The 26,867-nt window shown below is 58.4% G+C and carries 26 protein-coding genes; 13 read left to right on the forward strand and 13 right to left on the reverse strand.

Annotation, left to right across the window (positions count from 1 at the left end):
• The 3 genes from FGF66_RS12835 to FGF66_RS10815 form a co-directional block, all read left to right on the forward strand.
• The coding region (locus FGF66_RS12835; protein ID WP_211342007.1) for a hypothetical protein at window positions 1-266 on the forward strand (266 nt) is incomplete at its 5' end.
• 38 nt (window positions 267-304) lie between these two features.
• Window positions 305-490, forward strand: coding sequence for a YgiT-type zinc finger protein (locus FGF66_RS10805; RefSeq protein WP_211342005.1), 186 nt, complete (start codon window positions 305-307; stop codon window positions 488-490).
• A 206-nt stretch (window positions 491-696) separates the two neighbouring features.
• Window positions 697-1,497, forward strand: a complete 801-nt coding sequence (locus FGF66_RS10815; protein ID WP_139457651.1) for a hypothetical protein — start codon at window positions 697-699, stop codon at window positions 1,495-1,497.
• Between the two features lie 81 nt (window positions 1,498-1,578).
• Here the strand turns inward: FGF66_RS10815 and FGF66_RS10820 are convergent, their stop codons facing one another.
• A complete protein-coding gene (locus FGF66_RS10820; RefSeq protein WP_139457652.1) occupies window positions 1,579-2,529 on the reverse strand; it encodes an L-threonylcarbamoyladenylate synthase in 951 nt (316 codons plus the stop codon).
• Window positions 2,530-2,545: 16 nt separating this feature from the next.
• Entirely contained in the window at window positions 2,546-3,226 is a 681-nt protein-coding gene (locus FGF66_RS10825; protein ID WP_139457653.1) for a diacylglycerol/polyprenol kinase family protein, read from the reverse strand.
• A gap of 208 nt (window positions 3,227-3,434) precedes the next feature.
• On the opposite strand from FGF66_RS10825, the gene FGF66_RS10830 reads away from it, so the two are divergent.
• From FGF66_RS10830 to FGF66_RS10840, 3 genes are all read left to right on the forward strand, one after another.
• Window positions 3,435-4,991, forward strand: coding sequence for a Ppx/GppA phosphatase family protein (locus FGF66_RS10830; protein ID WP_139457654.1), 1,557 nt, complete (start codon window positions 3,435-3,437; stop codon window positions 4,989-4,991).
• Window positions 4,991-6,823: an aminodeoxychorismate synthase component I gene (gene pabB / locus FGF66_RS10835; protein ID WP_170181337.1), complete on the forward strand. Its 1,833-nt coding sequence runs from the start codon at window positions 4,991-4,993 to the stop codon at window positions 6,821-6,823. Before FGF66_RS10830 ends, pabB begins: the two co-directional genes overlap by 1 nt.
• Window positions 6,824-6,907: 84 nt before the next feature.
• A complete protein-coding gene (locus FGF66_RS10840; protein WP_139457656.1) occupies window positions 6,908-7,366 on the forward strand; it encodes a hypothetical protein in 459 nt (152 codons plus the stop codon).
• 123 nt (window positions 7,367-7,489) lie between these two features.
• Here the strand turns inward: FGF66_RS10840 and nth are convergent, their stop codons facing one another.
• The 8 genes from nth to FGF66_RS10880 all read right to left on the reverse strand — a co-directional run bounded on the left by nth (window position 7,490) and on the right by FGF66_RS10880 (window position 16,660).
• Window positions 7,490-8,134, reverse strand: coding sequence for an endonuclease III (gene nth / locus FGF66_RS10845; RefSeq protein ID WP_139457657.1), 645 nt, complete (start codon window positions 8,132-8,134; stop codon window positions 7,490-7,492).
• Between the two features lie 19 nt (window positions 8,135-8,153).
• A complete protein-coding gene (gene nusB, locus FGF66_RS10850; protein WP_139457658.1) occupies window positions 8,154-8,648 on the reverse strand; it encodes a transcription antitermination factor NusB in 495 nt (164 codons plus the stop codon).
• A 9-nt stretch (window positions 8,649-8,657) separates the two neighbouring features.
• Window positions 8,658-9,359 (reverse strand): HAD family hydrolase, encoded by a 702-nt coding sequence (locus tag FGF66_RS10855; protein WP_139457659.1) that lies wholly within the window; start codon window positions 9,357-9,359, stop codon window positions 8,658-8,660.
• A 6-nt stretch (window positions 9,360-9,365) separates the two neighbouring features.
• A complete protein-coding gene (gene smc, locus FGF66_RS10860) occupies window positions 9,366-12,917 on the reverse strand; it encodes a chromosome segregation protein SMC (RefSeq protein ID WP_139457660.1) in 3,552 nt (1,183 codons plus the stop codon).
• 194 nt (window positions 12,918-13,111) lie between these two features.
• Window positions 13,112-14,020, reverse strand: coding sequence for a dihydropteroate synthase (gene folP, locus FGF66_RS10865; protein ID WP_139457661.1), 909 nt, complete (start codon window positions 14,018-14,020; stop codon window positions 13,112-13,114).
• Between the two features lie 9 nt (window positions 14,021-14,029).
• A complete protein-coding gene (locus FGF66_RS10870) occupies window positions 14,030-15,055 on the reverse strand; it encodes a site-2 protease family protein (RefSeq protein WP_139457662.1) in 1,026 nt (341 codons plus the stop codon).
• Window positions 15,056-15,201: 146 nt separating this feature from the next.
• Complete coding sequence (locus FGF66_RS10875; RefSeq protein ID WP_170181338.1) at window positions 15,202-15,660, reverse strand: heme-binding domain-containing protein; 459 nt, start codon at window positions 15,658-15,660, stop codon at window positions 15,202-15,204.
• A gap of 79 nt (window positions 15,661-15,739) precedes the next feature.
• Entirely contained in the window at window positions 15,740-16,660 is a 921-nt protein-coding gene (locus FGF66_RS10880; protein WP_139457664.1) for a class I SAM-dependent methyltransferase, read from the reverse strand.
• 285 nt (window positions 16,661-16,945) lie between these two features.
• Here FGF66_RS10880 and FGF66_RS10885 point away from each other — a divergent pair, with 285 nt between their 5' ends.
• The 4 genes from FGF66_RS10885 (at window position 16,946) to hcp (ending at window position 20,427) form a co-directional block, all read left to right on the forward strand.
• A complete protein-coding gene (locus FGF66_RS10885) occupies window positions 16,946-17,374 on the forward strand; it encodes an Rrf2 family transcriptional regulator (RefSeq protein ID WP_139457665.1) in 429 nt (142 codons plus the stop codon).
• 129 nt (window positions 17,375-17,503) lie between these two features.
• Window positions 17,504-18,367 carry an ATP-binding protein gene (locus tag FGF66_RS10890; RefSeq protein WP_139457670.1) on the forward strand — a complete coding sequence of 288 codons (864 nt, stop codon included), beginning with the start codon at window positions 17,504-17,506 and terminating at the stop codon, window positions 18,365-18,367.
• Entirely contained in the window at window positions 18,361-18,786 is a 426-nt protein-coding gene (locus FGF66_RS10895) for a tetratricopeptide repeat protein (protein ID WP_139457666.1), read from the forward strand. Before FGF66_RS10890 ends, FGF66_RS10895 begins: the two co-directional genes overlap by 7 nt.
• Before the next feature lie 12 nt (window positions 18,787-18,798).
• Window positions 18,799-20,427 (forward strand): hydroxylamine reductase, encoded by a 1,629-nt coding sequence (hcp, locus tag FGF66_RS10900; protein ID WP_170181339.1) that lies wholly within the window; start codon window positions 18,799-18,801, stop codon window positions 20,425-20,427.
• Window positions 20,428-20,608: 181 nt separating this feature from the next.
• Here hcp and FGF66_RS10905 read toward each other — a convergent pair whose 3' ends face one another.
• Both FGF66_RS10905 and FGF66_RS12705 read right to left on the reverse strand, forming a co-directional pair.
• A complete protein-coding gene (locus FGF66_RS10905) occupies window positions 20,609-22,327 on the reverse strand; it encodes an AIPR family protein (RefSeq protein ID WP_211342006.1) in 1,719 nt (572 codons plus the stop codon).
• Window positions 22,328-22,525: 198 nt separating this feature from the next.
• Window positions 22,526-22,669, reverse strand: coding sequence for a hypothetical protein (locus tag FGF66_RS12705; protein WP_170181340.1), 144 nt, complete (start codon window positions 22,667-22,669; stop codon window positions 22,526-22,528).
• 69 nt (window positions 22,670-22,738) lie between these two features.
• Between FGF66_RS12705 and FGF66_RS12980 the strand changes: the two genes are divergently transcribed.
• Both FGF66_RS12980 and FGF66_RS12985 read left to right on the forward strand, forming a co-directional pair.
• On the forward strand, window positions 22,739-23,002 hold the full coding sequence (locus FGF66_RS12980; RefSeq protein WP_246046672.1) for a hypothetical protein: 264 nt from the start codon (window positions 22,739-22,741) through the stop codon (window positions 23,000-23,002).
• Window positions 23,003-23,196: 194 nt separating this feature from the next.
• A complete protein-coding gene (locus FGF66_RS12985) occupies window positions 23,197-23,649 on the forward strand; it encodes a hypothetical protein (RefSeq protein ID WP_246046673.1) in 453 nt (150 codons plus the stop codon).
• A 65-nt stretch (window positions 23,650-23,714) separates the two neighbouring features.
• On the opposite strand, the gene FGF66_RS10915 is transcribed toward FGF66_RS12985, so the two are convergent.
• Window positions 23,715-23,921, reverse strand: coding sequence for a hypothetical protein (locus FGF66_RS10915; protein ID WP_139457668.1), 207 nt, complete (start codon window positions 23,919-23,921; stop codon window positions 23,715-23,717).
• Between the two features lie 675 nt (window positions 23,922-24,596).
• On the opposite strand from FGF66_RS10915, the gene FGF66_RS10920 reads away from it, so the two are divergent.
• Window positions 24,597-26,405: a B12-binding domain-containing radical SAM protein gene (locus FGF66_RS10920; RefSeq protein ID WP_139457669.1), complete on the forward strand. Its 1,809-nt coding sequence runs from the start codon at window positions 24,597-24,599 to the stop codon at window positions 26,403-26,405.
• Window positions 26,406-26,867: the final 462 nt, after the last annotated feature.

Consider the following 26,867-nt stretch of genomic DNA (forward strand, 5'->3'; position numbering starts at 1 on the left):
CTGCGGCAAACTCAACATGGCTATCGAATCATGACGGAACAGCAGAAGCCCTTACCCACGATATTCTGCGAAGAACCAATTTTTACATGAACATGCCCTGCCCGCTCAAGGTGGCCTGCAAAATGGCCATCGGCGAATTCGCCTCGCTCCCGAATTTCTCTATTTTCTTGCCTTCAAAGACGATCCGGCGCTTCAGGATCAATTCAAGACTTGGGAGTATATTTCGTGAGGTTGATTTGGGACTATGGGTTTATGATTTCAATTGACGAAAAAAAATATGAAGTTCTGATACTGTCAAGCCGGGATGAAGAAAGGAGCCGCGCCATTTCACATTGACAGAGACGGTGTTCATGTCAGTCTCGATGAAATTCCTGCGTGGGGTTGCACACAATGTGGGGAATCGTATTTTGAGGAGAAGGAAGTCGATGTGATGCAAGCGTTAGTTAACGCGGTTGAAGAGCAAACGCACAAGTTTGCAAAGACGGCGTAGAAATATCGTGCACGTTCGATGTCATCGCGTAAAAGATGGGTTTGATTCTCGCCGTCATCGGAGCGCAGATAGTTATTACTGGAGTGCACGGAGCGTTCGGGCTGGGCGCTGGGTGAATTTGATGTACGGATTTATAATGGTTTAATAATAAGATTCATTATTGTTTTTTTTTGCAATAGTCTGAAAGGAAAATAAATAAAAGAAAAATGGATCATTTTCTTGAAGACAATAATGTTAAAGTCAGTGAAGATGTCGAAATACAAGGTGAGTTAGTAAAAGCAGGTACTAAGATAACTTGCCTTTTGCGGCAAGGTAACTATAATGGCTCCAAAATGCGAGTGCCACCGCCTGAATATGAGGCGCTTTTTATTTTTTTGGCTCTTGAGTCTGCTGCAAAAGCTGAAGAGGTAAAGAAGACTATTGAAGTATCAAAATCTCAGTATGATGGCTTATATGAAGTGGATATTAATGCGGATAATCGATCGCGATTTTTTCTGATGTGCCAGAATGCGATGGCTGCTGTTACATTTTCTATTAGCGCTCTCGAATCATGGGCTAATAAATCTATAGCAATTTATGGGACTAAAGAGGGAAAGCCAATTGAATTAACCATTGAAAGGCCTGATAAGCCGGCTCGTAAGGTAATGTCTAATGCTGTTGCATCTGATTTGAGTATACCTATTAGGCCAAAAGTATTTCAATTAGTGCCTCAGGTTTTTAGTTCTCAACAGTTAAAGTGCCATAGTTCTTTAAAAAAGGAGCTTGATGCTATTGTTGATGAAAGAAATATTATTATGCATATGCAGCAAAAACTATCTTTGCCCCAAAATGAGGAATTTGAGCGAGTTTCTTATGCGATAAAATTATATAAAACAAATGCGTTTATGGCACCAGAAGTGGTGCTTAACTATATGAATTATGTTTATGGAAAATCAAGCATAGAAGAGGCTTTATGGGTTACTAAAGCAAGAAAAAAACTTAAATCATTGAGGAGGTCTCTCAAATAGTTTTTATTAGGTGAGACCTTCTTCAAAATTATTTTGCCTGTCCATCATTTTCTCCATAAAGATTTTCTTCGCATAGCGAAATCAATTTTTACCCGCCGCCTTAATCAGCCGATCCCGTATCGCCCGTCCGATTCCCTCGTCCGGCGGCAGTTCGCAATAAATCGTCCGGATTCCCTCGGCGTCGCATGCCCTGAAAAATCCGAACAGTACGCGGGCGTATTCGTCCATATCGCGGCATCGGAGTGATTTCGTGGCTCCGGTTGGCGGGGTGGCGAGGCCGATCCAGGCGGCTCGCGGGTCAAGCGGCAGGCTTTCTTGCGGCGCTTCGACGAGCACGATTTCGGCTTCGGGGCTGTAGTGGCGGTATTTCTGGCCGGGGCTTTTTGGGGATTCGCCCGGTTTGCAGGCGGTCGCGATTTCCAGATCGGGAACCAGCTCGCGGAGACTTTCGATGCTCACGGCGCCACTGCGCAACAGGCGCGGCGGGTTGACCGAACAGTCAACGATGGTCGATTCGAGGCCGATGGCGCTTGGCTCGCCGCGCAACAGGCAGGCGATTCTGCCGCCGAGGTCGTGATACACGGTTTTCCAGTCCGTCGGGCTTGGACGGCCCGAAACGTTGGCCGACGGCGCGGCGACCGGGTGACAGCAGTACCGCAAAAACTCCGAGGCGACCGGGTGCGACGGGCAGCGTACGCCAATCGTCGGCAGTCCGGCGGAGACGATCTCCGGCACGGAGTCGCGCTTTTTCAAGACGAGCGTCAGCGGGCCGGGGAAAAAGCGTTCGACGAGCATCCTCGCCGTCTCGCCAATCTCCGCCGCCACCTCGCTGATGCGCTCCGGCGTCGCCACGTGGACGATCAAGGGGTTGTCCGAAGGTCGCCCTTTCGCTTTGAAAATCTTCGCCACCGCTTTCGCGTTGAAGGCGTCGGCTCCGAGGCCGTAAACAGTTTCGGTCGGGAAGGCGACCGTTTCGCCACGGTCGAGCCAGCTTGCGGCCTCTTCGGACCGGTCGGTCACGAGGGTTTGCATCGGCGGCGGGTTGCGGTCAGCGGGCGAGCGCTTGCAGCGCTTCGGGGAAAAACCAGATGTAGCAAAGCAAGCCCGCGATGGCTCCGGCGAGCGGTACGCTGAAATTATCATCAATCCGGAAATTGCCGATCTTCAGCACCAGCGCCTCGACGATGGTGCCGACTACTGCCATCACCATGCCGACCGGGAGCAAGAGTCCGGGGATGAGCGCGACGACGGGGATGGCGCTCACGAAAAACGCCAGGCTTCCCTCGAAGCTTTTCTGGCCGAAGCGGTGTCGCCCGAACCGCTTGCCTACCAGCGCCGCCACCGTGTCCGAAATCGAGACCATCGCGAAGGCCCCGACGGCGATGGTTTTCGGGAAAAAGGCGATCAAAGCGAACGCCGCCAGGGTGATCCAGCTCGCGCCGTTCAGGTGCAGCCGCTCCCGGCTCAGCTCGTGGTGCCGCAGCATGGTGCCAAAGGTGGCATGGTACCAGGTCGAAAGAAAGGGCACGAAATGCTTGAACACATCGACGAGCAGAAATCCCGCCGTGACCGGGGCGAGGATCAACAGCGCCTGTTTTCTGCCGATATGCCAGTAGATCAGCGGAATCAGGAGGGAGGAGAGGTGGATCGCCTTGCGCGCGAACTCGTAGCGGAAATCGAGATGGTCGGAATCCGGTTCACCCTTTGCGGTTTTAAACATTCGATCCATTACGTGAAGTGTCCTGAAATATTGCTCATCGTGATGTCACTACGAAAACCCATGCTGAATATACATTGAAAAAGCCGCCCGATGAAAAGAGAGCAGGCAAAGAGGGGACGCCCGAAAATCATCCCTGAACATTGGCTCGCGCCGGGTTCGTTTTATTGTGAAATCGGTTATTTTGTTTCCGGCAGTTTTCGTTATCAGTCTCAATCGCATGTCAACAGAAAAGCTCAGGCTGGCCGCCATCGATCTTGGCACAAACTCCTTTCACATGGTCATCGTCGAGGAGTGCGAAGAAAAAGGCATTGTCGAGATCGACCGTGTCAAGGATATGATCTGCATCGGGCGGGGCAGCATCTCCACCAAACAGCTCGATCCGGCGGCGATGGAGGCGGGCGTGGCGACGCTGCGGAACTTCATCGTGCTGGCTACCCAGCGTGGCGTCGCGCCGCACCATATCCTCGCCTTCGCCACCAGCGCCATCCGCGAGGCCGACAATCGCGACGAGTTCATCGACATGGTGCGGCGCGAAACCGGTCTGAAGGTCAAGGTGATCTCCGGCAGGGAGGAGGCGCAGTTCATCTACTACGGCGTACGCAACGCCGTCACGCTGCGCGACCGGCCCGATCTCTTGTTCGACATCGGCGGCGGCTCGGTGGAGTTCATCATCGCCGACAAGTCGAAGGTGCATCTGCTCGAAAGCCGCAAGATCGGCGTGGCCAGAATGCTGGAGCGCTTCGTGACCTCCGATCCGATTTCGGCGGACGAGTTGAAGCTGTTGCAGCAGTTCTTCGCCGCCGAAATGTATGGCGGCGCGGCGGAGATGGCGCGCGAGCTTGGCGTGAACCGGGCCATCGCCTCGTCGGGCACGGCGCAGAACATCGCCCGCATGATCCGCTCCGGCAAGGACGCCGATGCGACGGACGTGCTGAACCAGAGCGGATTCAGCCGTCAGGAGTTCGAGAGCTTCTACCGGCAGGTGGTCGCGATGGATAATCCGGCGCGGCGCAAGCTGACCGGACTCGACGAGAAGCGCGTCGATCTTATCGTGCCGGGCTTGATTCTCTTCGACACCATCTTCCGGGTGTTCGGTATCCGCGAGGTGGTGATCTCCGATTCGGCGTTGCGCGAGGGGATGGTGCTGCACCAGATCGCCTCCATCCGGGGCCGCGATGGAGCCAGCCAGCACGACATCCGGCGGCAGAGCGTGATGGAACTCGGCTATCGTTGCAACTGGCACAAGCCGCACTCGGAGCAGGTCGCCCGCCTGTCGCTGATGCTTTTCGACGAGCTGCATCCGCTGCACGGACTCAAGGCGCGATACCGCGAGCTGCTCGAATACGCGGCGATGCTGCACAACATCGGCGAGTTCATCTCGATTTCGGCGCACCACAAGCACAGTCAGTACATCATCATGAACGCCGATCTGCGCGGCTTTTCGCCGACCGAAATCGACATCATCGGCAACGTCGCCCGCTACCACCGCAAGCAGCCGCCGTCGGAAAAGCATCCACTCTACAGCCAGCTCAAGCCTTCGCACCGCCGCGCTGTCGATGTGCTCTCCGGCATTCTGCGCATCGCGAACGGCCTCGAACGGGGCCATCGCCAGAACGTCCAATCGATCACGGCCCGCCTCGAACCGGAGCGCATCGTGCTGGAAGCGCTCACGCAGTTCGAGCCGGACATCGAACTCTGGGCGGCTTGCGGGCTGAAGGAGTGGCTCGAAGAGGTGCTTGGCAAACCCGTCGTGATCGAAGCCAGGTTCCGGTAATGGCGCTGTACGACCAGCTCTCGAAATCGGGGTCGCTCTGGTTTGAATCGACCGCGCCGGACGCCCGCCACGGCGACTCCCTCTTCTTTTCCGACCCGCTCGAAACGCTGACGCTGCATTCCGGCGACAGCGTCGCGGCGTGGTTCGACGTGCTGGAGTCGCGCCTCGACGCGGGCTTCTGCCTCGCCGGATGGCTCGGCTACGAGGCGGGCTGCCTCCTCGATCCGGCGCTCGCCGGGTGCGCATGGCCCGCCGGCGTCGGCGACGTGCTTGGCTGGTTCGGCGTCTATCGCCGCCCGGAGCGCTTCAGTCGCGAGGCCGTCGAGGCCGAGGACGCGGCGGCAGCGGCGCTGAGCGGCGAGGTTTCCGGCCTCGCCTTCGAGTTCAGCGAGGCGGAGTATTGCCGGAAAATCGACCGGCTGCGGGCGGAGATTGCGGCGGGCAACGTCTATCAGACCAACTTCACCGGGCGGTGCCGCTTTACCTTCGAAGGCGCGCCTGAAGCGCTCTACGTCGCCATGAAGCGCCGCCAGCCCTCGCCGTGGTCGGCCTTCCTCAACACCGGCGAGCGCGTGGTGCTCTCCTTTTCGCCGGAGCTTTTTTTCGTGCGAAGTGGTCGCCTGATCGAAACCATGCCGATGAAGGGCACCGCGCCGCGTCGCGAGCGGCGCGAGGAGGATCTCGCCGAAAAAGCGGGTCTCGCCAGGTGCGAGAAGAATCGCGCGGAGAATCTGATGATCGTCGATCTGTTGCGCAACGATCTCGGGCGCATCTGCGCGACCGGTTCGGTGCGGGCCTCCGGTCTGTTCGAGACGCAGAGCTACCCGACGCTGCACCAGATGGTTTCGACCGTGCGCGGCGAGCTGCGCGAAAAGACGCGGCTGCACGATCTCTTCCGGGCGCTCTTTCCCTCCGGCTCCGTGACCGGTGCACCGAAAGTGCGGGCGATGCAGCTCATCCGGGAGCTGGAGCAAAGCCCGCGCGGAGTCTATACCGGCGCGGTCGGCTTCATGCTGCCCGAAGGGCGGATGGCCTTCAACGTGGCGATCCGCACCATCGAACTGCAAGGGCGCAGCGGCCTGTATGGCACCGGCAGCGGCATTGTCTGGGACTCCGACCCGCGCGCCGAGTATCGCGAATGTATGCTCAAGACGCGGATTCTCTCCGATCTCGTGCCGCCCGCCGCGCCGCTGCCGCCGGGCATTTTCGAGACGATGCAGTGGAACGGCTGGGAGTTCCTGCTGGCGGGCGACCACCTCGCCCGGCTTACCGCGTCCGCCACGGCGCTCGGACTGGCGTTCGACCGCGACGCCATCGTCGCGGCGTTGCTTGGCAAAGAGCGGGAGTTGCGAGCGCTGGGCGGCAGGCGCCGAGTGCGTCTCGCCCTGCATCGCGACGGCGGTGTTTCGATAACGTCGGAGCCGTTCAGCCTCGACCAGTCTGGCCAGCCCGTGCGCGTCTGCATCGCCAGCGAGCAGGTCGATTCCGGCGATCCGCTGCTCCGGCACAAAAGCGTCGTCCGCGAGCGCTATGATCGCGCTTTTCGCGAGGCGCAAGAAAAAGGATTCGGCGAGGCGCTCTTCCTGAACGAGCGAGGCGAAATCACCGAAGGCGCGATCAGCAACGTGCTCGCGCGAATTGGCGGACGTTGGCTGACGCCGCCGGAGTCGTCGGGACTGCTCAATGGCGTCTTCCGCCGCTACCTCCTGCGCACACGCCCGTGGATCATCGAAAAAGCGATTACCCTCGACGAGCTGCGCCGTGCCGATATGGCGCTCGTCTGCAACGCGCTGCGCGGTGTGCGCCGGGCGGAGATCCTCATTTTGGAATAAACGTCTCGAAGTTTGAAGCGCAACGGCCCGCTCAGTATATTGATACAGGAACTCATCTTAAGCAACCCCCAACCGCTTCCGGCCATGAGAGACCACACGCCGAATTTCAAACTTCTCGAACTCTCTCGAGAGAGCAAGAGACTCATCAGAGAGACCGTAACCCAACTTCTTGAAAAACTCGCCGGTGACGGCCAGCTCACGCCGGAGGCACGGCTCGAGTTCTGGGTGGAGATTCCCGGCGTGAGGCATCCGCGCGGCACCTTCCGGGGAGGCTGCCTTATGCCGGACTGCTACCTCTGCCTGTCGGACTGGTTCGCCACAGGCGCCACGGCCCTCGAACCGGCACCGGAGTATCACGGTACGGCAAACCCGCTCGACGTGGCATGGAATGATCTGCTCGACGAACTCTATTACCAGATCGAAATCTTCACCGCTCAGGCCACCGCCAACCAGGGCGTCACGGTAGAACTCTGGGCCGGAACGCGCAATCGCCCCGAATGCGAGTGGATTTACGCCGTGGACAAAAAGGTTGAGCTGCCGTAAAAGGGAGAGTGGACGAGGTGGACTTGGTGGACGAAGAACAAGAACGATTCTCCGCAGAATTATTCTTGTTCTTCGTCCACCAAGTCCACGGCATTACCATCAGGGCAGGCGCGAGGCCTGCCCCTACAGGAGCGTCTTCTCCGGCCAGTCGCAGATTTCCCGCACCGCGCATTTCGCGCATTCGGGCTTTTTGGCTTTGCAGGTGTAGCGGCCATGGAGCAGCAGGTAGTGGTGGAAGTCGATCAGTTTTTCTTCGGGAATGATTTTGAGCAGCGCCTCTTCGGTCTGTTCGGGCTTTGTGGTCTTGCACAGGCCGATGCGGTTCGAGACGCGGTGGACGTGCGTGTCCACCGGCATGGCGGGGATGCCGAAGGCGTTGCCGAGCACCACGTTGGCGGTTTTCCGGCCCACGCCTGGCAGGCTCTCCAGCGCTTCGCGCGAGGCGGGAACCTCGCCGCCGAACTCATCGACGAGGCGCTGGCTGACGGCAAGGATGTTTTTCGTCTTGTTGTTGTAGTAGTTGATCGGGCGGATGATCGTCCTGATCTCCTCCACATCCATCCGGCTCATGCTCGCCGCGTCTGGCGCGGCCTTGAAGAGCTCCTCAGTGAGCTGGTTGACCTTTTTGTCCGTCGCCTGCGCGGCCATGATGGTGGCGACCAGCAACTGGAACGGCGTCTCGAAGTTCAGCTCGCTTTTCGGATTCGGCCAGACTGCCGACAGAGCTTCTTCGATGAAGGCGATCTTTTCGTTCGCGGAAGTGTTCATCCTCTTTGAAAAAAACCGGTTAGCGGTTGTCTTCCGTTTTCTGCATTTTCTGCTCGGAGTGGTCGATCAGGCCGCGGCCGCACTTCTTGATCCGCCCTTCGGCCTTCATGTCGTTGAAAATGGCGTCGAGAATACCGTTGACGAACTTGCTGCTCTTGTCGGTGCTGCTGAATTTTTTGGCGATCTCGATCGCCTCGTTGATCGAGACCTTCGGCGGAATGTCCTCGCAGTAGAGAATTTCGGCCAGAGCCATGCGCAAGATGTTCTTGTCGATGATCGCGATGCGGCTCATGTCCCAGTTGAAGGTGTGCTTGGCGATAGAGCGGTCGATCTCTTCACGGTTTTTGACGATGCTCTGCATCAGGTGGTTGAAGAACTTCATCGCGTTGGGGTCGTCCATGATCTCTTTGGTCAGGAGCCAGTTGGCCGCCGAATCGGTATCCACATCCCGGAGTTCAAGCGTGTAGAGCGCCTGAAGAATTTTTTCCCGGATTTGCCGTCTGTAGGTTTTCATGATGCGGTATTAAGAGAGTTGTGGTGTAAGGATCTCGGCGAGGACTTCGCCGGTCTCCGCAAAATTCTGGAACAGCGCTCCGGGATGGTGCCGGGAGAGTTCCTGCATGGAAAAATTGCCGGTCGCCACGGCGATACAGTGGGCGTCAAGCTCGCGAGCGCAACGGATGTCGTGCTCGGTGTCGCCGATGATAACGATCTCCGAAGGTGAAAAGTTTTTTTCGGCGATGCGCCGGGCGCGTTCGTGGGCGATGCGGGGAAGTTCGTTGCGGTCGTGAGCGTCGTCGGCGAACGCGCCGAACGGAAAGTAGTGGTCGATGCCCGGAAGCTTCAGTTTGTGGCGTCCCGAAGCCTCGAAGTTGCCGGTGAGCAGGCCGAGCAGGATGTCGGAGCGGGATGAGAGCGCGTCGAGCAGCTCGCGAACCCCTTCGAGCAGCGTGATGTCCTCGCGCCGGGCGCGCTCGCGGAAGAGCGCGATGTAGGCCGCCTTGGCCCGGTCAAACTTTCCGGCGATCTCATCCCTCGTGAGGCCGCCCTGTTGCAGCACCTCGTAGATGATGGCGCTGTCCATCTTGCCGGAAAAGTCGTGCGTACCGGTGCTCCCCTCGGTGCCATAGACCTCCAGCAGGGCGTCCGCCAGTACGCGGCGGTTCATGCCGCCGACCCTGAGCAGGGTTCCATCGATGTCAAACAGAACAAGTTTGCGATACATTAGTCTTCAGGCTGACGCCTCTTCTTCAGAACGTGCTTTTTCAATCTTCACCGGAATGAGTTTCGACACTCCTTCCTCCTCCATCGTGACGCCGTAGAGCGCCTGGCATGAGGCCATGCTCTTTTTGTTGTGCGTAACGATAATAAATTGAGTGTTATTCTCAAATTTTTTCAGGAGTTTCACGAATCTTCCCACGTTGGCGTCGTCGAGCGGCGCATCAACTTCGTCGAGGATGCAGAAGGGACTCGGCTTGACGAGGTAGATCGCGAAGAGCAGCGAGAGCGCCGTCAGCGCCTTTTCGCCGCCGCTGAGCTGCTCGATGGCGAGCGGCTTTTTGCCGCGCGGCTTGGCGACGATCTGGATGCGGGCATCGAGCGGATCTTCGTCGGCGTGAATCAACAGATCGACCTCGTCTTCGGGGTCGAACAGGTCGTGAAAAATCCGGATGAAATTTTTGCGAACCTCGACGAAGGTCTCCTGGAATTTTTCGAGCGCCGTGCGGTTGATCTCCTCGATGGTCTCCCGGAGCTGCGCCTCGGCGCTGACCAGATCCTCTTTCTGCGCGGAGAGGAAGTCGAACCGCTCCTTTTCGGCGTCGTACTCCTCCAGCGCCAGCTCGTTGACGCCGCCGAACTGCTCGCGTTGCTTTTGCAGGTAGGCGAGCCGCTCCCGCCCGGCGACGAGGTCGAACCCCTCCGGCGCGTGGGCGGGCATCATCTCCAGCTCGACGCTGTAGCGCTCCATCACGGTGGCCTGCAAATGGGCGATCTCCTGTTCGAGCCTGGCCTTCCGGTTGCCGAACTCCAGGAGCATTTGCTGCGACACCTCGTGCTTGCGGCGCATATCTCGCAGGTTCGAGAGCGCGTCGTGGTTGCGCGCCTGGAGGTCGCGGCAGGCGGACTCCAGCACGTTGAGCGCCTCCTGTTGCCGGGCCGAGACGATGACGGCTTGCTCGTTTTCCGCCGCCGTCCGGGTGATCGACTCGCCGAGTTCGGCCACCTCCTTTTCGGCTCGCGCGATCTGGCGCTGCATTCCGCCGATCTCCTCGCTGAGCGTGACGATTGCCTGCTGGCAGGCGCTGGCGCGGAAGCCGTGCTTTTCGAGGTCGAGCTGCGCGTCGCGGTAGCGCCCCTGCTGCGCCTGAAGTTCCGTGTGCAGCGCCCGGCTGCGACTCTCCCCGGCGGCAAGCTCCTCCTGCATCGCCTGTACCTGCTCCTGGCCTGCCTCGATCTCCGCTTCGAGGCGAAGCGTCTCCGGCTGCGATTTTTCCAGCTCATCCGCCACGCTCCCGACGGAGGCGAAGAGCGCGTCGCGCTCGCGGTCGGCGTGGGCGATCTGCTCCGCGCCGGAGCGCTCCTCGGCTTCGAGCCGCGCGAGGCGCTTTTCGAGCGCCGAAATCTCCTGTCCAATTGTCGCCGCCGCGCGTCGCGTCCGCTCGGTGTCGATGGCGCTGAACTCTTTGCGGAGCGAGGCCAGCGCGTTTTCCGCTTCGCCGATGGACGCCGACACGCCTTGCATCTGCTCCTGCAAGCGGTCGCGCTCCGCCTTTTTGCCGAGTCGGACGCTCTCGCCGCCCTTTGCGCTGCCGCCGAAGAGGATGCCACGGCGGGTGAACTTCTCGCCCTTCTCCGTGACGAAGAGCGCCTCCGGATGCTTCTCCGCAAGCCGTTCGGCATCGTCGAGACCGGCCACGACGTGGCTGTGCTGCAACAACAGCAGCAGCGCTTTCGACAGCTCCGCCGGTGCCTCCACCAGATCGATGGCCCGCCGCGCCCCGTCGATTCCGGCGTAGTCGATCTCGCCGCCGCCGTCGATGAGGTCGAGAATCAGGAAGTGCACCTTGCCCTTGTCGGCTTTGGTGAGGCTCGACACGGCGAGCCGCGCTTCGTCGAGGCTGCGGCAGAGGTAGTAGCCGAGGCTCTCGCCGAGGGCGGCGTTGAGCGCTTTGCGGTCGCCCTCCCGGACGGAGATGAGGTCGGAGAGGCAGCCAAGTCCCGATTTGCCCTCCCTGCGTTTTTCGAGGAAGGCGACCCCTTCGGGCAGCCCCTCGAACTTTTCGAGAATCGAGTTGCAGAGGAGAATCTGGTTGTGCAGATGGTTGTGCTCGCCCTTGAGCGAAAGCAGCTCCTCTTTGCGCTTTTCGCCCTGCTCGGTGATGCTCGCCTTCTGCGCGACGAGGAGCTCCTCCTCCTTTTTCAGCTCGTCGAGGGCGATTTTTTTCTCTTCGATCGTCTCCGACGAGCGGCGGCGCTCCGGCTCCGCCTGCTCCATCGAGCGTTCAAGGTCGCGTTTGCGCTGGTCGAGGCGGCTTGCCGACCCTTCGAGATGCTCCTTGCGGGTGCGGAGTGACTGGCGGGTGAGGTTCAGCGCGTTGAGCGATTTCTGGAGTTCGGCCACGGCGCGGCGCTCCTGTTGCAGCGCCTGACGGCTGGCGTCGAGCGCCGAATTCAGTCCGGCCTGATGCTCCTTCAGCCGCTCGAAACCGGCGAGCTGCGCGGCGCAAGCCTCCTCGAGCGGCGTCCGCTTCTGCGACAGCTCCTTCGACAGCGCCTCCTGTTCGAGCCGCTTGCGCCCTTTTTCGGCAATCGAGTGGTTCAGGCGCTCGATGGTTTGCAGCAGGTTTTTCTGCTGTTCCCGATGTTGCAAGAGCTGCTTTTCAAGCGTGTGCGCCTGCTGGTTCGAGGCGTTCAGCTCCTTCTGGTCGTCGGCGAGTTTGCGTTCGAGATCGAGCTGACGCAGCTCGGACTCCTGATGCTCGCCGTCGAGTTTGGCGATGGTGGCCGACAGCTCGTGGCTCTCTTGCTCCTCGGCGGCGATGGAGTCGAGCAGCGGGCGGAGCTTCTGCAATTGCTCGTCCATCGAAATCGCCGACAACGTGAGGTCGAGCGAGCGCAGCTCCTCCCGAATCTCCTTGAGCCGTTCGGCTTTGCGTACCTGCGAGCGGAGATTGCGCACCTTTTTTTCCACCTCGGCGAGCACGTCGTCCACGCGGGCCAGGTCGCGGCTGGCGCTTTCGAGCTGGCGGAAGGTCTGCTTGCGGCGCTGCTTGTAGCGCGTGATGCCGGCGGCCTCCTCGAAGAGCTTCAGCCGCTCCTCGCTCTTGTTGCTGATGATCTCCTCGATCATCTTCAGCTCGATCACCGAGTAGGCGTCGCTGCCCATGCCGGTGTCGGCGAAGAGGTCGAGAATGTCCTTGAGACGGCAGGGCACCATGTTGAGCAGGTAGTCGCTGTCGCCGTTGCGGTAGAGGCGGCGCGTCACCGTCACCTCGGTATATTCGGTCGGCAGGACGTTGCGGGTGTTCTCGATGGTGAGGGATACCTCGGTGAAGCTGTGAGGCTTGAGCTTTTTGGTGCCGTTGAAGATGATGCTCTCCATCTTGGGCGAGCGCAGGAGCATCGATTTCTGCTCGCCGAGCACCCAGCGGATGGCGTCAACGACGTTGGTTTTGCCGCAACCGTTCGGCCCGACAATGGCCGTCAGTCCTTTGTCGAAGTGAATCCTGACCCTGTGGGCGAAGCTTTTGAAGCCGAAAAGTTCGATTTTCGACAGGTACATGAACGGGGTTTTAGCGGTCTCCGAAAGAGAGGCGACGTCCGCGCGAACGCCGCTGCCGGACGGAATTTAACAAAAAAAGGGGAGGCTGTGAAAAGGTGGGGTGGGGGCGGAACAGTGGACTTGGTGGACGGAATTGTAGGGGCAGCCCTCGCGGCTGCCCAACCACCGAGGCCTCAACGCCTGACCCAACTCGCCTACCTCGCGCCGCGCGTGGCCATGACCACGGCGCGGGCGTCCGCGGCGGCCTTGGCGTCGTGCACGCGCAGGATGTCCGCGCCGTTCAGGAGCGCGATGGTGTTGGCGCTGATCGTGGCGTACAGGCGCTCCGCGGGCGGCGGCGTCTCTTCGCCGGGACGCCGGATCGCCTGGCCGAGGAACGACTTTCGCGATACTCCGGCCAGCACCGGGCAGCCGAGTTCGTGCAGCTCGTCGAGCCGGGCGAGCAGCCGGTAGTTCTCCTCGACGGTTTTGCCGAAGCCGAGGCCGGGATCGACGATGATCGATTCGATGCCGTGCTCGCGGGCGACTTCGACCGAGCGGCGCAGAAAGCCGGTCACGCGGGCCGTCACCTCGTCCGCCTCCGCGCCGGTGTTATAGCTCCAGCGGAGCTGGTCCGGCTTTGCAGGCGTGTGCATCAGCACCACGCCGCAGCGGTGGCGGGCGCACACCTCCGGCATCGCGGAATCGAAGCTGAAGCCCGAAATGTCGTTGACAATGTTCGCGCCTGCCCGGAGCGCCGCTTCGGCCACCTCCGACTTCCAGGTGTCGATGGAGATCAGCGCGTCGCTGTGCTGGCGCAATAGCGCGATGAAGGGTGCGGTTCGCCGCATCTCCTCGTCGGCGCTGACCGGCTCCGCGCCGGGGCGCGTCGATTCGCCGCCCACGTCGATGATCTCCGCGCCGGCGCGAATCATCCCGAGCGCCGATTCGAGAGCGCGTTCGAGCTGCGCCGTCTCTCCGGCATTGCCGTAGCTGCCGCCGTCGAAGAAGGAGTCAGGCGTCAGGTTGACGATGCCCATGATGGCCGGTCGCGCCGAGAGGTCGAGCGTCGCGCCCGCGCACTCCAGCCGGTAGCGGCTTTTGTCGGTTGGTTTCAGGTTCATCAAAAAAATTCAAATGATTGCGAATGGCACCGGCGTGAAGGTGAGAACGAAAATGGCGATGCAGACCCATCCGGCGATCATCCGGCGCTTCGAGAGCGGGCGGTCGCTGCCAGCCTGTGGATGCTTCGTGCCGAGGAAGCGGCGCAGGATGAAGGCCCAGATGATCCAGCCCGGCCACGAAACGCGGATCAGCAGTTCCGGCGCGGGAATGACGATTGCCGGATCGATCAGTTGGAGTATGGCGGCAATGAACGACGGCGCGCCGAGTATGGTGATGAAGGCGAGGAAGAGCTTCGAGATTTTGCGGTGCCCAACGCCCCCGAACATGGCGTAAATGACGTGCCCGCCATCGAGCTGGCCGACCGGCAAGAGGTTCAGCGCGGTGACGAAACAGCCGAGCCATCCGGCGAAGAGGAACGGATAGTGGTAGAGTTCGTACATCGGCGGCAGCCCTTTCGGCGCGATGATTTTTTCGAGCAAAATGAAGAGCAGGTTCTTGCCGAGGCGCAGCGTCTCCGGCGGCGCGGGCGGAATGCCGCCCATGGCTCGGTACTCCGGGTGGATCGCGTAGATGGAGTCGGCGGGCGGCAGGTGCAGGAAGCCGTAAACGAGCAGTCCGAGCGCCACCGCGAATCCGGCGAGCGGCCCCGCTACGCCAATATCGAAGAGCGCCCGGCGGCTCCGGATCGGCTCTTTGATGCGGATGACCGCGCCGAAGGTGCCGATGCTCATCAGAAACGGCAGCGGCGGCAGCGGAATGTAGTAGGGCAGCGTGGCCTGGATGCGATGTTTGACGGTGGCGAAAAAGTGGCCGAACTCGTGCACGGTCAAAAAGGCGAGCAGCGAGAGCGAAAACGGCAAGCCGGTCCGGAGCGAAGCGGCAAATCCGGCGAGGCTCTCCGTCGCGGGAGGAACGCCTGTCCAGATCGCGCCCGCCCAGGTGGTGGTGCAGAGGGTTGCGACAAAAAGAAGGAGATGGAGCGGGTAGTTTCTGCCGGTTTTGAACTTCGGTTCTTCGTATGAAAAATCAGGCATTGGTCATGGTCGTCGTTGTCATCGTTTGTTCCGAACCTTCATAGCCGCACTGGTTTTCGTAACGTCTAAATCCAAATCGAAATCGTTATCGAAATCGACGGCAAAGCGCCCTGCCGCACTCCGGCAGGGCGCCGAAAGCGGGTCGATCAACGGCTCTCTTCTTTCTTCTCTTTTTCCGCATCTTCGTCGCCGAAGGTCGCCACAAGGCCCTTGACCAGCTCATCCTTTTCGGCAGGCGTCAGCTTCGCTTCGGGGTGCGGCGGCAGATAGAACCACGGCGGCATCTTGCCATTCCTGACTTCAGCAGCGGCCTCGTCACCTTCGTTCTTGCCGGTTCGGCCCCACTCGGAGACGTTGAACTTCGAGCGGCCTTCCTTTACGTCGTAGTTGATGAGCCACGAGATGGGGGCGACGTTGCTGTACCAGGGCCAAACGGTTTCGTTCGAGTGGCAGTCATTACACGATCGTTTGAATAACTCCGCCGTCCGGGGGCTGTCCCATTGGGGAGTTCCTGTGACGGGCGGGTTCTGGTGATCGTTGCCGGGGATGAGCTGGATGAGCACGAGTAAGACCAGAACCACTGTCAATGCTTTGCCTATTTTCATGAGCAGGTTCTCCTGTTGTGGGTTGTGACCAGAAAAAGTCAGCTGTTCGATAGGATAAAGTTAAAATCTTTACCGCGGTTTACCAATCATGCCCGGCCAGCGGCTTCAGGCGCGCGTGCAGCAGGGTCATGGGCCAGGAACAGGTCACGCGATGTTCCTGCCTGCCGGTGGCGATGGCGGCGATGATGTCGAGTTCGATTTCGGAGAAGAACTTCCGGGCCGAAATCAAACCGTCCTGCGTGAAGGAGGCGATGCCCTGAAGACTCGCCACGAGCGGTACGCCGCCGGTCAGCAAGAGGCTGCGGTAGCCGTCCAGACCGACGAACGCCGACGCGCCGTGGCGCTCCGCCTGGGCGATCATGAGCGCGAGCTGCCCGGGGGTAAAGTGGTGCAGGCTTTGCGAGATAATCACCAGATCGAGCGCGCCGGGTTCGAGGCCGTCGAAATCGAAAGCGTTCAGCCGCCTGAAACTCACGGGCAGCTTCCGTTCGCCAGCCAGCCGGTTGCCCTCGCTGACCATCTCCGGTACGATGTCCGAGGCGGTGACGCTCACCTCGATGCCGGTCTTTTGCGCCCGTTCGGCGAGCGCGAAGCCGAGGCCGCCCGATCCCGCCGCCAGTTCGAGGATGGCGACCGGTTTGCCGGAGCGGCCAAGCTCCTCGATCACCGGCATGAGCAGGTCGCACTGATGCTCGTAGGCGAGCGTCATCCGGTTCATCCGGTCGAGCGCCCGCACCGCTTCGAGCCTTTCCCGCCCATCCGCCGAGTCGTCATCCATGTGCTCGCTCTCGCCGGTTCTGAGCGCCTGCTCGATCAGCTCCGGAATGAGATAGCCCGGCCCCAGCTCCTTCGACACCTCGAAGCGTTCGCGGCGGAAGCGCTCCATGAAGCGGTCGGTTACGCCTTCGAGTTCATCGATTGTCGTCCACTCCGGCGGAAATTCGCCTCGCGAGCGAAGCTGGTCGAGCGCCTGGTATCCGGCGGTTTTCAGTTGCAGCATGGCGTTGAGCGTGTTCGTCTGATGAAAAAAATGTCACACCGTCCGGGCATTCCTCCGTTGGCGGATCGAGGCCTTATAGTTTATACCGTAATGCGTTGGCGGTGGTTTCCGGTAATCCGAGTTTTTTTTCTGAAACGGGGAATTTTCCCTGATGATTTTGGAGTTTGATTAACTGATACTAAATTGGTATCAGAAATTCGACTCCGATTTTGACCAGTAGAGAAGCAAAGCCGCAATCGGGTCGCGCAACAAGTTTTTCGATCTGTTCTGAAAGGGGATGACTGAATGAAAGTACTCAACAAGGAAACCGACTACGCCGTCCGGGCGCTGATCTCTCTCGGTATGAAATCCGACGGATGGGTTTCGGCCAAAGTGATTTCTGGCGAGCAGGCGATTCCGTACCAGTTCCTGCGGCGCATCCTTCAAGAGCTTATCCGCAACGGGCTGGTGGAGTCGAAGGAGGGCGCGGGCGGCGGCGTCCGGCTGGCAAAGGAGCCGGGCCTGATTGCCGTGGCCGAGGTGATCGAAATTTTTCAGGGCAAGGTGCAGCTCTCGGAGTGCATGTTCCGCAAGCAGCTCTGCTCGAATCGCGCCAACTGTGTGCTTCGCCACGAAATCATGCGCATCGAAAAAATGGTGAACCAGGAGTTTTCAGAAGTGACCATCGGCAAGCTGATCGCCGACCTGAAAGCGGTGGAGGCGATGAAGGGGTGACATCGTCATCTGATCCTGCATCGGCATTCGAGGGCAGCCGCGAGGGCTGCCCCTACAAGACGTTCAGAATGAGAGGAATAGAGGAAATCGAAATTGGATTCGGAGTCTGGCAAAAAAACAGGAAACATGATGAAACGACAGATCATAACCATAGATGAATCAAAATGCACCGGTTGCGCCGAGTGCATTCCGGCCTGCCCGGAGGGGGCGTTGCAGGTGATCGATGGCAAGGCGCGGCTGGTGAGCGACCTGTTCTGCGACGGCCTCGGCGCCTGCATCGGCCACTGCCCGACCGGCGCGATGCGGGTCGAGAGCCGCGAGGCCGAGCCGTACGACGAGTGGCGCGTGATGGCCGAAAGTATCGTGAAGGCCGGGCCGAACGTCATCGCGGCGCATCTGCGCCACCTGCGCGATCACGGAGAAATGGGCTACTTGCGCGAGGCGCTCGACTATCTCGCCGAGCAGGGTATCGCCAATCCGCTCGAAGCGCCAGTCGCCAATGGGCACGCCCGTCACGGCGCCGGATGTCCCGGCAGCCGAACGATGGATTTCCGAAGCAACGCTCACGCCGCGCCCGTCGCATCGACGCCGTCCAGCCCTGTCGCCAGCGCGTTGCGTCAGTGGCCAGTGCAGTTGCACCTGGTCAACCCGATCGCGCCCTACTTCCGCGACGCCGACCTCCTGCTCGCCGCCGACTGCGTGGCGTTCGCGATGGGCGACTTCCACAGCCGCCTGCTCGACGGCAGCGCGATCGCCATTGCCTGCCCGAAACTTGATAGCGGCATGGAGCGTTACGTCGAAAAATTGACCGCCATGATCGACCTGGCCGGAGTGAGGAGCATCACCGTGGCCATCATGGAGGTTCCGTGCTGCGGCGGCCTGACCGCACTGGCGTTGCAGGCACTCGAAAAGGCCAGGCGCAAAGTGCTGGTCAGGAAGATCGTCGTCAGCGTGACCGGCGAGGTGCTCGCCGAGGAGGAGGTCTCATGCTGAAAGATGCGCTCGGCGCGTGGCGCGGCTCGGAGGCGGAGATCAGCCGCCATATCGAGGCCGATCCGCAGAACGCCGATGCTTGGTGCAGCCGGGCGAGCGTGAGGAGCGCGGCGGGCGACAGGCAAGGGGCGCTGGCCGATTTCAGCATGGCGATCAGGCTCGGCCTGCGCTTCCGCGAGCGGATCGTCGCCTGGGGCAATCGCGGAATCATACGATCCGAAACCGGTGACTATCGCGGCGCGATCGAGGATTTCAGCGCCATCGTCGAGGCGCGGCCCCGCAAATCGATCATGAAAGCGGCGCTCGTGCAGCGGGCGCTGGCGAAAGAAAGCATTGGTGACATGGAGGGGAGCGCGGCCGACCGGCGGCTGGCGAGCATCCTGTCACCGGACTTGAACAAACAAACAACAGAACAGTAAGGAGATACTATTATGTCTATGCATTGCGACCAATGTCAGGAGAGCGTGAAAGGAACGGGCTGTTTCGTTCGTGGCGTGTGCGGCAAGGATGAACTGACCGCCAAGCTTCAGGATGTGCTGATCTATGCCGCCGAGGGCATCGCCCTGTGCTCTGAGGGGTTTGAAGGAAAGATTGACAGGAAATACGGGCAGTTCATCAGCGAGTGCCTCTTCGTGACCGTCACCAACACCAACTTCGACGATGTGGCTATCGTCGAGCAGATCAACAAAGCGCTCGCCATGCGCGACGAAGTCCGTGCGCTCGCCGGAACGACGCCGGAGCACGACGCCGCGAGCTGGAGCGGCAGCACGCGCGAGGAGTTTCTCGCCAAGGCCCTCACCTGCGGTATCGACAGCCTGAGCGAGGACGCCGATCTGCGCTCGCTCAAGAGCCTCATTCTCTACGGTATCAAGGGTCTGGCCGCCTACACCGACCATGCCGCCGTGCTTGGTTACACCGACGACGACATCTACACCTTCTACGTCAAAGGCCTGTCAGCGCTGACGAAAGAGCTGCCTGCCGACGAGCTGCTCGGCCTCGTGCTGGAGACCGGCGCGACCGCCGTCAAGGCGATGGCGCTGCTCGACAAGGCCAACACCGAGACCTACGGCAATCCCGAAATCACCACGGTCAAAACCGGCGTCGGCACTCGTCCCGGCATTCTCATCTCGGGCCATGACCTGCGCGACATGGAAGACCTTCTCAAGCAGACCGAAGGCACCGGCGTGGATGTTTACACCCACTGCGAAATGCTGCCCGCGCACTACTACCCGGCTTTCAAGAAGTACGACCACTTCGTCGGAAATTACGGCAACTCGTGGTGGGCGCAGGATCGCGAGTTCGAGAGCTTCAACGGCCCGATTCTCATGACCACCAACTGCATCGTGCCGGTGCGCGAGTCTTACCGCAACCGCATGTTCACCACCGGCATGGCGGGCTGGCCTGGCCTCAAGCACATCCCGGCGCGTCCCGAAGGCGGCAGCAAGGATTTCTCGGAGATCATCGAGCTGGCCAAAACCTGCCAGGCTCCGACGGAGATCGAGAACGGCGAGATCGTCGGCGGATTCGCCCACACCCAGGTGATCGCTCTGGCCGACAAGGTGGTCGATGCGGTCAAGTCCGGTGCGATCAAGCGCTTCGTGGTGATGGCCGGATGCGACGGACGCCACGCTTCGCGCCAGTACTACACCGACGTAGCCGAAGCGCTGCCGCAGGACACGGTGATCCTGACCGCCGGATGCGCGAAGTACCGCTACAACAAGCTGGCGCTCGGCGACATCGGCGGCATCCCGCGAGTGCTCGACGCCGGTCAGTGCAACGACAGCTACTCGCTGGCGGTCATCGCCATGAAACTCCAGGAGGTGTTCGGACTGGAGAACATCAACGACCTGCCGATCTCCTACGACATCGCCTGGTACGAACAGAAAGCCGTCACGGTGCTGTTGGCGCTGCTCTACCTCGGAGTCAAAGGCATCCGCCTCGGCCCAACACTGCCGGAGTTCCTGACGCCGAATATCGCTGCGGCGATTGTCGAGAAGTTCGACCTCAAGCCCATCGGCACCGTCGAAGCCGACGTTGAAGCGATGATGCTGGGGAATTGAGGTGGGATTGATTGGATAGCAAAACTACGACGGCGGGCTTCGGCTCGCCGTTTGTGGTTATGGGGATTTATGATTGCTGGATTGCGGAGCTGATTCTTGATTCGTTGTCAATAATGATCTTGTTTTGGTAGGGTATAGAATCAGTGTTAGATATGGGATTTCTCACAGGTTTTGTTACCTATCAAATGAGGCCGTTAGCGGTGGATTCATTTGTACTGATAGATACGTTTGCTCGAACATTACTTTCCTTCTTTGCCGCTTGCATAGATAGAAATTCCTGCTTATGTGCTTCTCTCAGCTTGGGGCCAAGTGCGGTTCCTTTTGCTACTTGATCGGTAGCTCCTAACTCGCGATATGCTGTAAATGTATCAGTAACTGCGTTCATAATCGATGTGCTAGAAAGTTGTGTGAGATCAACCGCAGCAACCTGTTCAATAGTGGGTTTTGGAACACCACAAGCGCGAAGTGTCCAGAGTGTTGCTACATAGAATCTCAGGTTATTGGAATGTGTGCGGTGTTCGGGTGTTTCGCTGCGCTTAAGTTCAGTCTCCACTGCCTGCACGATGACAGGGCATTTCCAAAAGATGTCCAGAGGGTAGCTAGGACTAAACACCTTTATATAGGTATCATTATTTTTAATAAGGCTTGAGGGTCTAGCTCGTGCGTTGGCTGGATCCGAGAGTGCGCAGGCCATTACAGCCTGTGCGACAAACGGGATGCTAACAATTTTCTTGATGGGTTTCCCGATATTCTTATAGTAGTTCTTGCGTCGGTCATAAAAGTATCCTTTTGAGTAGAGATACTCCTCAATATCTCTGTGAATCTTGTCAGTAGCCCGCAGAGATGCTGCAGGTATTGGGGTTTGGCTGTTTGTCGCCTTGATTATACGATCCCGACTTTCTTCTGTTTGGGGTTTTAAGACACGAAGCATTATATGGCGCGTTTCTGAGGACAAGTCTTTGCCGTGCAGCGTATGGTATATTTCACGGGAAGTCTGTAGGCCATTGACGATTTCTGCGTCTTCGATGGTCAGGGTTTTGCCAGAAAGGCTTGCATTTGTGCAAATGATCGAAACACCATTATTCAGCCACCAAAAGTCTTCAGCACCAGCCATCTCAAGAGAATTGCGGATTTCTTTGTTTACCTCGGTCTGTCCTTGATAGTCGCGAACGTTTCCTTCAAAAAGATGAGCGCGAATATGACCATCTTCATCGGTTATGAATGGGAGGAAATCTTTGAGTGCAACCAAGCAGGCGAAGCCCTCTTGGCCGGTTGAGATGGGCGTCTCAGCTAGGCGTAACGTGGTCGTTCTTGCAGGTGCTCGGCGCGCTGATGCAAGCAGTGCAGATGTATTCAAAAATAGAAACTTGAAAAAAACGGGGTTGAACAATCTTTCAATAGTGCCCTTTAGGTCAGTAACCTTCCTTTCTACGTTCGGATGTACACTTGTCGCTTTCGTCGCGGAAAAGTACTCGAATGAGATTGTCGGAAATTTTGAGACGAGAGTCAAATAGACTGATCTGAAGTGATCGACAGCCTGAAGTAAGTTACGGTTATAAATCGAAGTGAGTTCTGAAATTTCTTTGTTCAAATCAAAAAGATCCTTTGCGCTTGCTATCAGTTTGTTCATCGACTCCTCGGAGAACCCGGTAGTAGTCTTGGACTGAATCAGAACGAGACGCAGAGTCGTGTTTCTCTTCAGTGAGCTAATATCAATATCTTCATTGTAAAGACTATCGTTGATGAAGAAGTATGCAGAATCAACCCCACCGTCTCCTCCTCCATCGACAATGCCAGAGACTATTTCGTCATAGGAGAGATCATCGTCCTTGAGTGCTTGTTCGGCCGAGAATATCTCGAAATACTCCGATTCATCAAGACCTTCGCCGATCTCTAGCATCCGCTGATCAAGAAGTTGATTTAGAAGTACAAGATCATTTGTAGTCATAGTATTCACCGTGTTCTCCGTGATCTAAAATTGAATATATTTTTTCTGTATAAGAAGGTCGGGTCTTGATTTATTTTTATATATAACCTTTCATTTACAGCTAATGACTGAAATTTCTTTGAAAGCTAATCTACCAAAATCCAGCGATTTTCACTCGCTCGTCACCCCATAATTCCAGCGGCCAACCGCCGCCGCGTCGCTCGTAGCGCATCTCGCCCGCAAGCCCATCGCCCGCTTGTAGCTGACATTGTGGCCTCGATTGTTATAGAAATTGCGTATATTTTTTTCTAACACCGTGTTTCTGCCAGTTTGGGGAACCTTGCATTTCCATCAGCATCTTTCTGATCTGAATCCAAACCGGATATGGCGTACTACAAGAACATCTGTTTTGTCGAGGCACCGCAGGCGATTGTGACGCCGTTTCCGCGGTTTATCAGCGACTGTATCGGCGTCTGCTATCTGGCTGGCGCGGATCGCAAAAAAATACGGCGTGACGGTGGTGATGGGCGGCTTCCATCCGACGGCGATGCCCGAGGAGGCGCTCGATTACGGATGCGCCGATCTGGTGGTGATCGGCGCATTGGAGGCGACCTTCCGCGAGCTGGTCGAAAAGGGGCCGTCGCGTGATGTGACAGGGCTGGTCTGGAAGGAGAATAGCGATTTTGTCTATACCGGAATGCGCGAATTGATCATGGATGTGGATTCGATCCGCCCTCCGCGCTTCGGCGAGGAGATCGCCCTGATTCACGATCCAAAAAAGAAAAAGCTGCTCAAAATCCGGGACGCCAACTTCCTGACCAACATCAAACGAGCGCGGCGCTTTGCGGATTTTTCTGCGGGATCTCGGTCAGTTTGTTTTTCTGGTGCTGGTGAACCGGAACATGGAAAAGGAGGAGATCGAATCGGCGATCTATGGGGCGTTCGAGTGCTTTGCGAACACGGAGCCGCGTATCGAGTATCCAGCCAGAGCGCCGCTGAAGAGGCCGGTGTTGTTGTTCCTCGAAGAGAGCGGCGGGCGGCGGATCGAGTTCCGCATAACCGGGGAGAGCGACAAGCGAATGCTCGTCATCCGGCGGCTTTCCGGAGCGGCTCAGGGGTGCGGGCCGGTGGTGAGCGTCAGGGCGGCGGTCGAAGCGAGGGCATCGGTTTCAGGAGAGGTGCTCATGCGCTTTCTGTACCGCAAAGAGCTGATGCGCTACAACGCCTCCGCGAAGCTGCGTCAGGTCGTCGCCGCGTTCTATCGCCTCTACCGGGGGTGCGTCCGAAGTCGATGAAAACGGCGGAGTTCGAGAAGTGAGCACCGAAGAGGTTTTGCCCGCTTCTCGAACTCTCGAAGCGCTCATGAGACTTTGAAGCGGTGGCCCTTATGGTGGCTTCTGTCCATAATCTCGCTTATAGCGTCCATGATGCTTTTTTTTCCGGTGGCTGGCGCTTCATGTTCGCTCTCTTCAGACTCTTTATTCATGGACGCGAGTACCAGTCCCTGCAACGCTAGCAGCAGAACGACTCCGATTCCGATGATTACCAACGTGATGACTTCTCCCATTGCTGCCTCCTTTTATCTGAATTGACCACTTGATGAGCGTTGAAGCGACGGTCGGCGGAATGCAGACGTCTGCCGGCAAGCTTTCGATAAGTTCTCTAAGCGCTTTCCGCAAATCTCTTGCCTCTTCTTTCATGTAATCACCTCTTTAGCCACTCGCCTCAGCCTCTTGCCCTCCTGAACATCAGACGCATCGAGTGTTTTACAAACCAGCGGTTGCTGATGCCTGTCGATCAAATCCGCAGGTCATCGCAGAAAAAAATGTACAGGTGGCTGGTTCTGTGCGTAACTGTCAGATGTATATGTTTCGCGTGTCGAGCAAGGTGACGGCGAGGCGTGAGCGCGTTGTCGATTTTGCTTATTCTTAACATTAGATTATATATATAATGTTTACTAAAAGCAAAGGGTTATACTAATTCCGTTTCCGTTTTCTGAATTTTGTCGTGAGCGTACAAGGTTGACAGGATGCGTATGGTCACGAGGACGTAAGCTTCTCTCCCGGCAAGCGCCGGTGTATTCTTGCCACAGCGGGGGTTTGTCCCCGAGGCTGCCTCGATTGTCCTCTGAATCGCGTATATTTCGGCTTTGTGTGCTCAGTTCACCATGCGGCGGAACTTTGCATCACCATCCTGTCCCTGGCGGACATTTGAACCCAATCCCCAGCTATCCCATTCTTTTATGGCGTATTACAGGAACATCTGCTTTGTCGAGGCTCCGCAGGCCATCGTCACGCCGTTTCCGAGGTTTATCAGCGACTGCCTCGGCGTCTGCTATCTGGCTGCCGCCGTGGAGGACATTGTCGAGAGCATGGCGATGCCGGAGAATTATTACAACGACGGGATTTTCGAGAGTTTCGAGCAGTTGCTGAAGGAGCGGCGGTTCGATCTCGTCGCCATCTCCTCGATGACCGGCTGCTTCAACAATGCCGAGAAGCTGGCGCGGATCGCAAAAAAGCATGGCGTGACGGTGGTGATGGGCGGGTTTCATCCCACCGCGTTGCCCGAACAGGTGCTCGATCTCGGCTGCGTCGATCTGGTGGTAGTCGGCGAAGGCGAAGCGACCTTCCGTGAGTTGGTCGAAAAAGGACCGTCGCGCGAGGTCAGGGGGCTTGTCTGGAAGGAGAACGGCGAGTTCGTCCATACCGGAATGCGCGAGCTGATAAAGGATGTGGATTCGATCCGGTTTCCACTCCGTTCGCTTCGCCCGAAGCGATTTGGCGAGAAGAGTAGCGACTACACCATCGACACGATTTATACGTCGCGCGGTTGCCCGTGGGTCTGCTCGTTCTGCGCGAACGACAAGATGCACAAGCACTGGCGCGGACGGACGGCGGAGAACGTCGTCGAGGAGATCGCGCAACTGCACGATCCGAAAAAGAAGAAGCTGCTGAAAATCTGGGACGCGAATTTTCTGACCAACATCAAGCGCGTCGAGCGGATTTGCGATCTTATGATCGAGCGCGGGCTGACCAACTTCCGGATCGTCACTGAGACGCGGGCCAAGGATGTGATCCGGGCCGAGCGGATTCTGCCCAAGCTGCGCAAGATCGGCCTCAGCAAGGTGGGGCTTGGCATCGAGAGTCCCAACCCGAAGACGCTCGCGTTGATGAACAAGCAGAACACGCTCGACGAGGTGACCACCGCGATCAACTTACTCAACAAGTTCGGCGTCGGCTCCGAGGGGTACTTCATCATCGGCCACTATTCGGAGAGCGTCGAGGATACGATGGCCTATCCGAAATTCGCTCGCTCGCTCGGCCTGCGCCAGACCCTCTACATGGCGATGACCCCCTATCCCGGCACGCGGATTTTCGAGGAGTACGCCCGCGACAACAACATCACCTCGCGCGACTGGGATCTGTACAACAACTTCGTGCCGGTGATCCGCACGGCGCACATGGAGAACCGCGACATCATGCGCATGATGGTCTATTGCAACGTGGCCTTCTGCGACTACCGCTCCGTGCTCAAGCGCGCCGACAATCGCGGCGTGTTGCTCACGTTCCTGAAGGACTTGTTCCAGCTCGTGTTCCTGCTGAAGATCAACAAAACGCTCGACAGCAAGGAGGCCTCACAGATTCTTTTCGAGGCGTTCGAGCTGTGGCTCGGCACGTCGCCGGCGCTCGACTACGCCAAAACGCCGCCCCCGCCGCCGCTCAAACAGCCGACCGGCGTGTGCCTCGCGCACACGGCATCAGGCCAGCGGATCGACTTCGTCGTCGAGCAGGCGGGCGGCAGGCGGGTGCTGAAGCTGCGCAAGGTCGCGTCCAGCGAGCCGACCACGTTTCCAGTCGTAAGCCTCGACGAGGTGGTCGATGCCGCCTTTTCGCTTTCGATGGATGCGCTCATGCGCCTGCTCTACCGCAACGAACTGATGCGCAACAACCCGCGCCTGACCGGCAGGCAGGTGCTGGCGCTGCTCGTCGACCGCGACATCCGCAAGGTCGCGATGCGCTTCTGGCGGCTGTATCGCGGGTGTTTGCGGTGAGGTGATGGGGGGGGATTCGAAATCGACTCATCAGACTCCGATGACGATTTCGATGAAGAGGGCACAATCAACCGGGCGTAAGAGTTGTTACGGCAAGATATTGGGCTGAAGCCCATGATAGAATATGCGCTCTTAAACCCCGGCTTGAAAGCCGGGGCAATGTTGAATATCAGAAGTCGTCATGCTTTCGGGTATTAAAACTCATAAACAATTGCCCCGGACTTAAGTCCGGGGTATAGGGATAAGACAAAATAAATAAGGGCTTTAGCCCAATATCTTCTTTTGTCAATATTTGTGATTTATTGTTACCGCAGTACTATCAATCAAGAAGATGCCAAGCTGGAGCTTGGCGCTCCCAGGAAGCCAAAAGAAATGCTGATCGCAAATCGCCTCCGATTTCGATTTCGATGGCGATTTTGAGTTTGTTGGGGGGGGGGGCGCAATTTCACATTAAACGAAGTA

The sequence above is a fragment of the Chlorobaculum thiosulfatiphilum genome (assembly GCF_006265165.1).
Lineage (GTDB): Bacteria > Bacteroidota > Chlorobiia > Chlorobiales > Chlorobiaceae > Chlorobaculum > Chlorobaculum thiosulfatiphilum.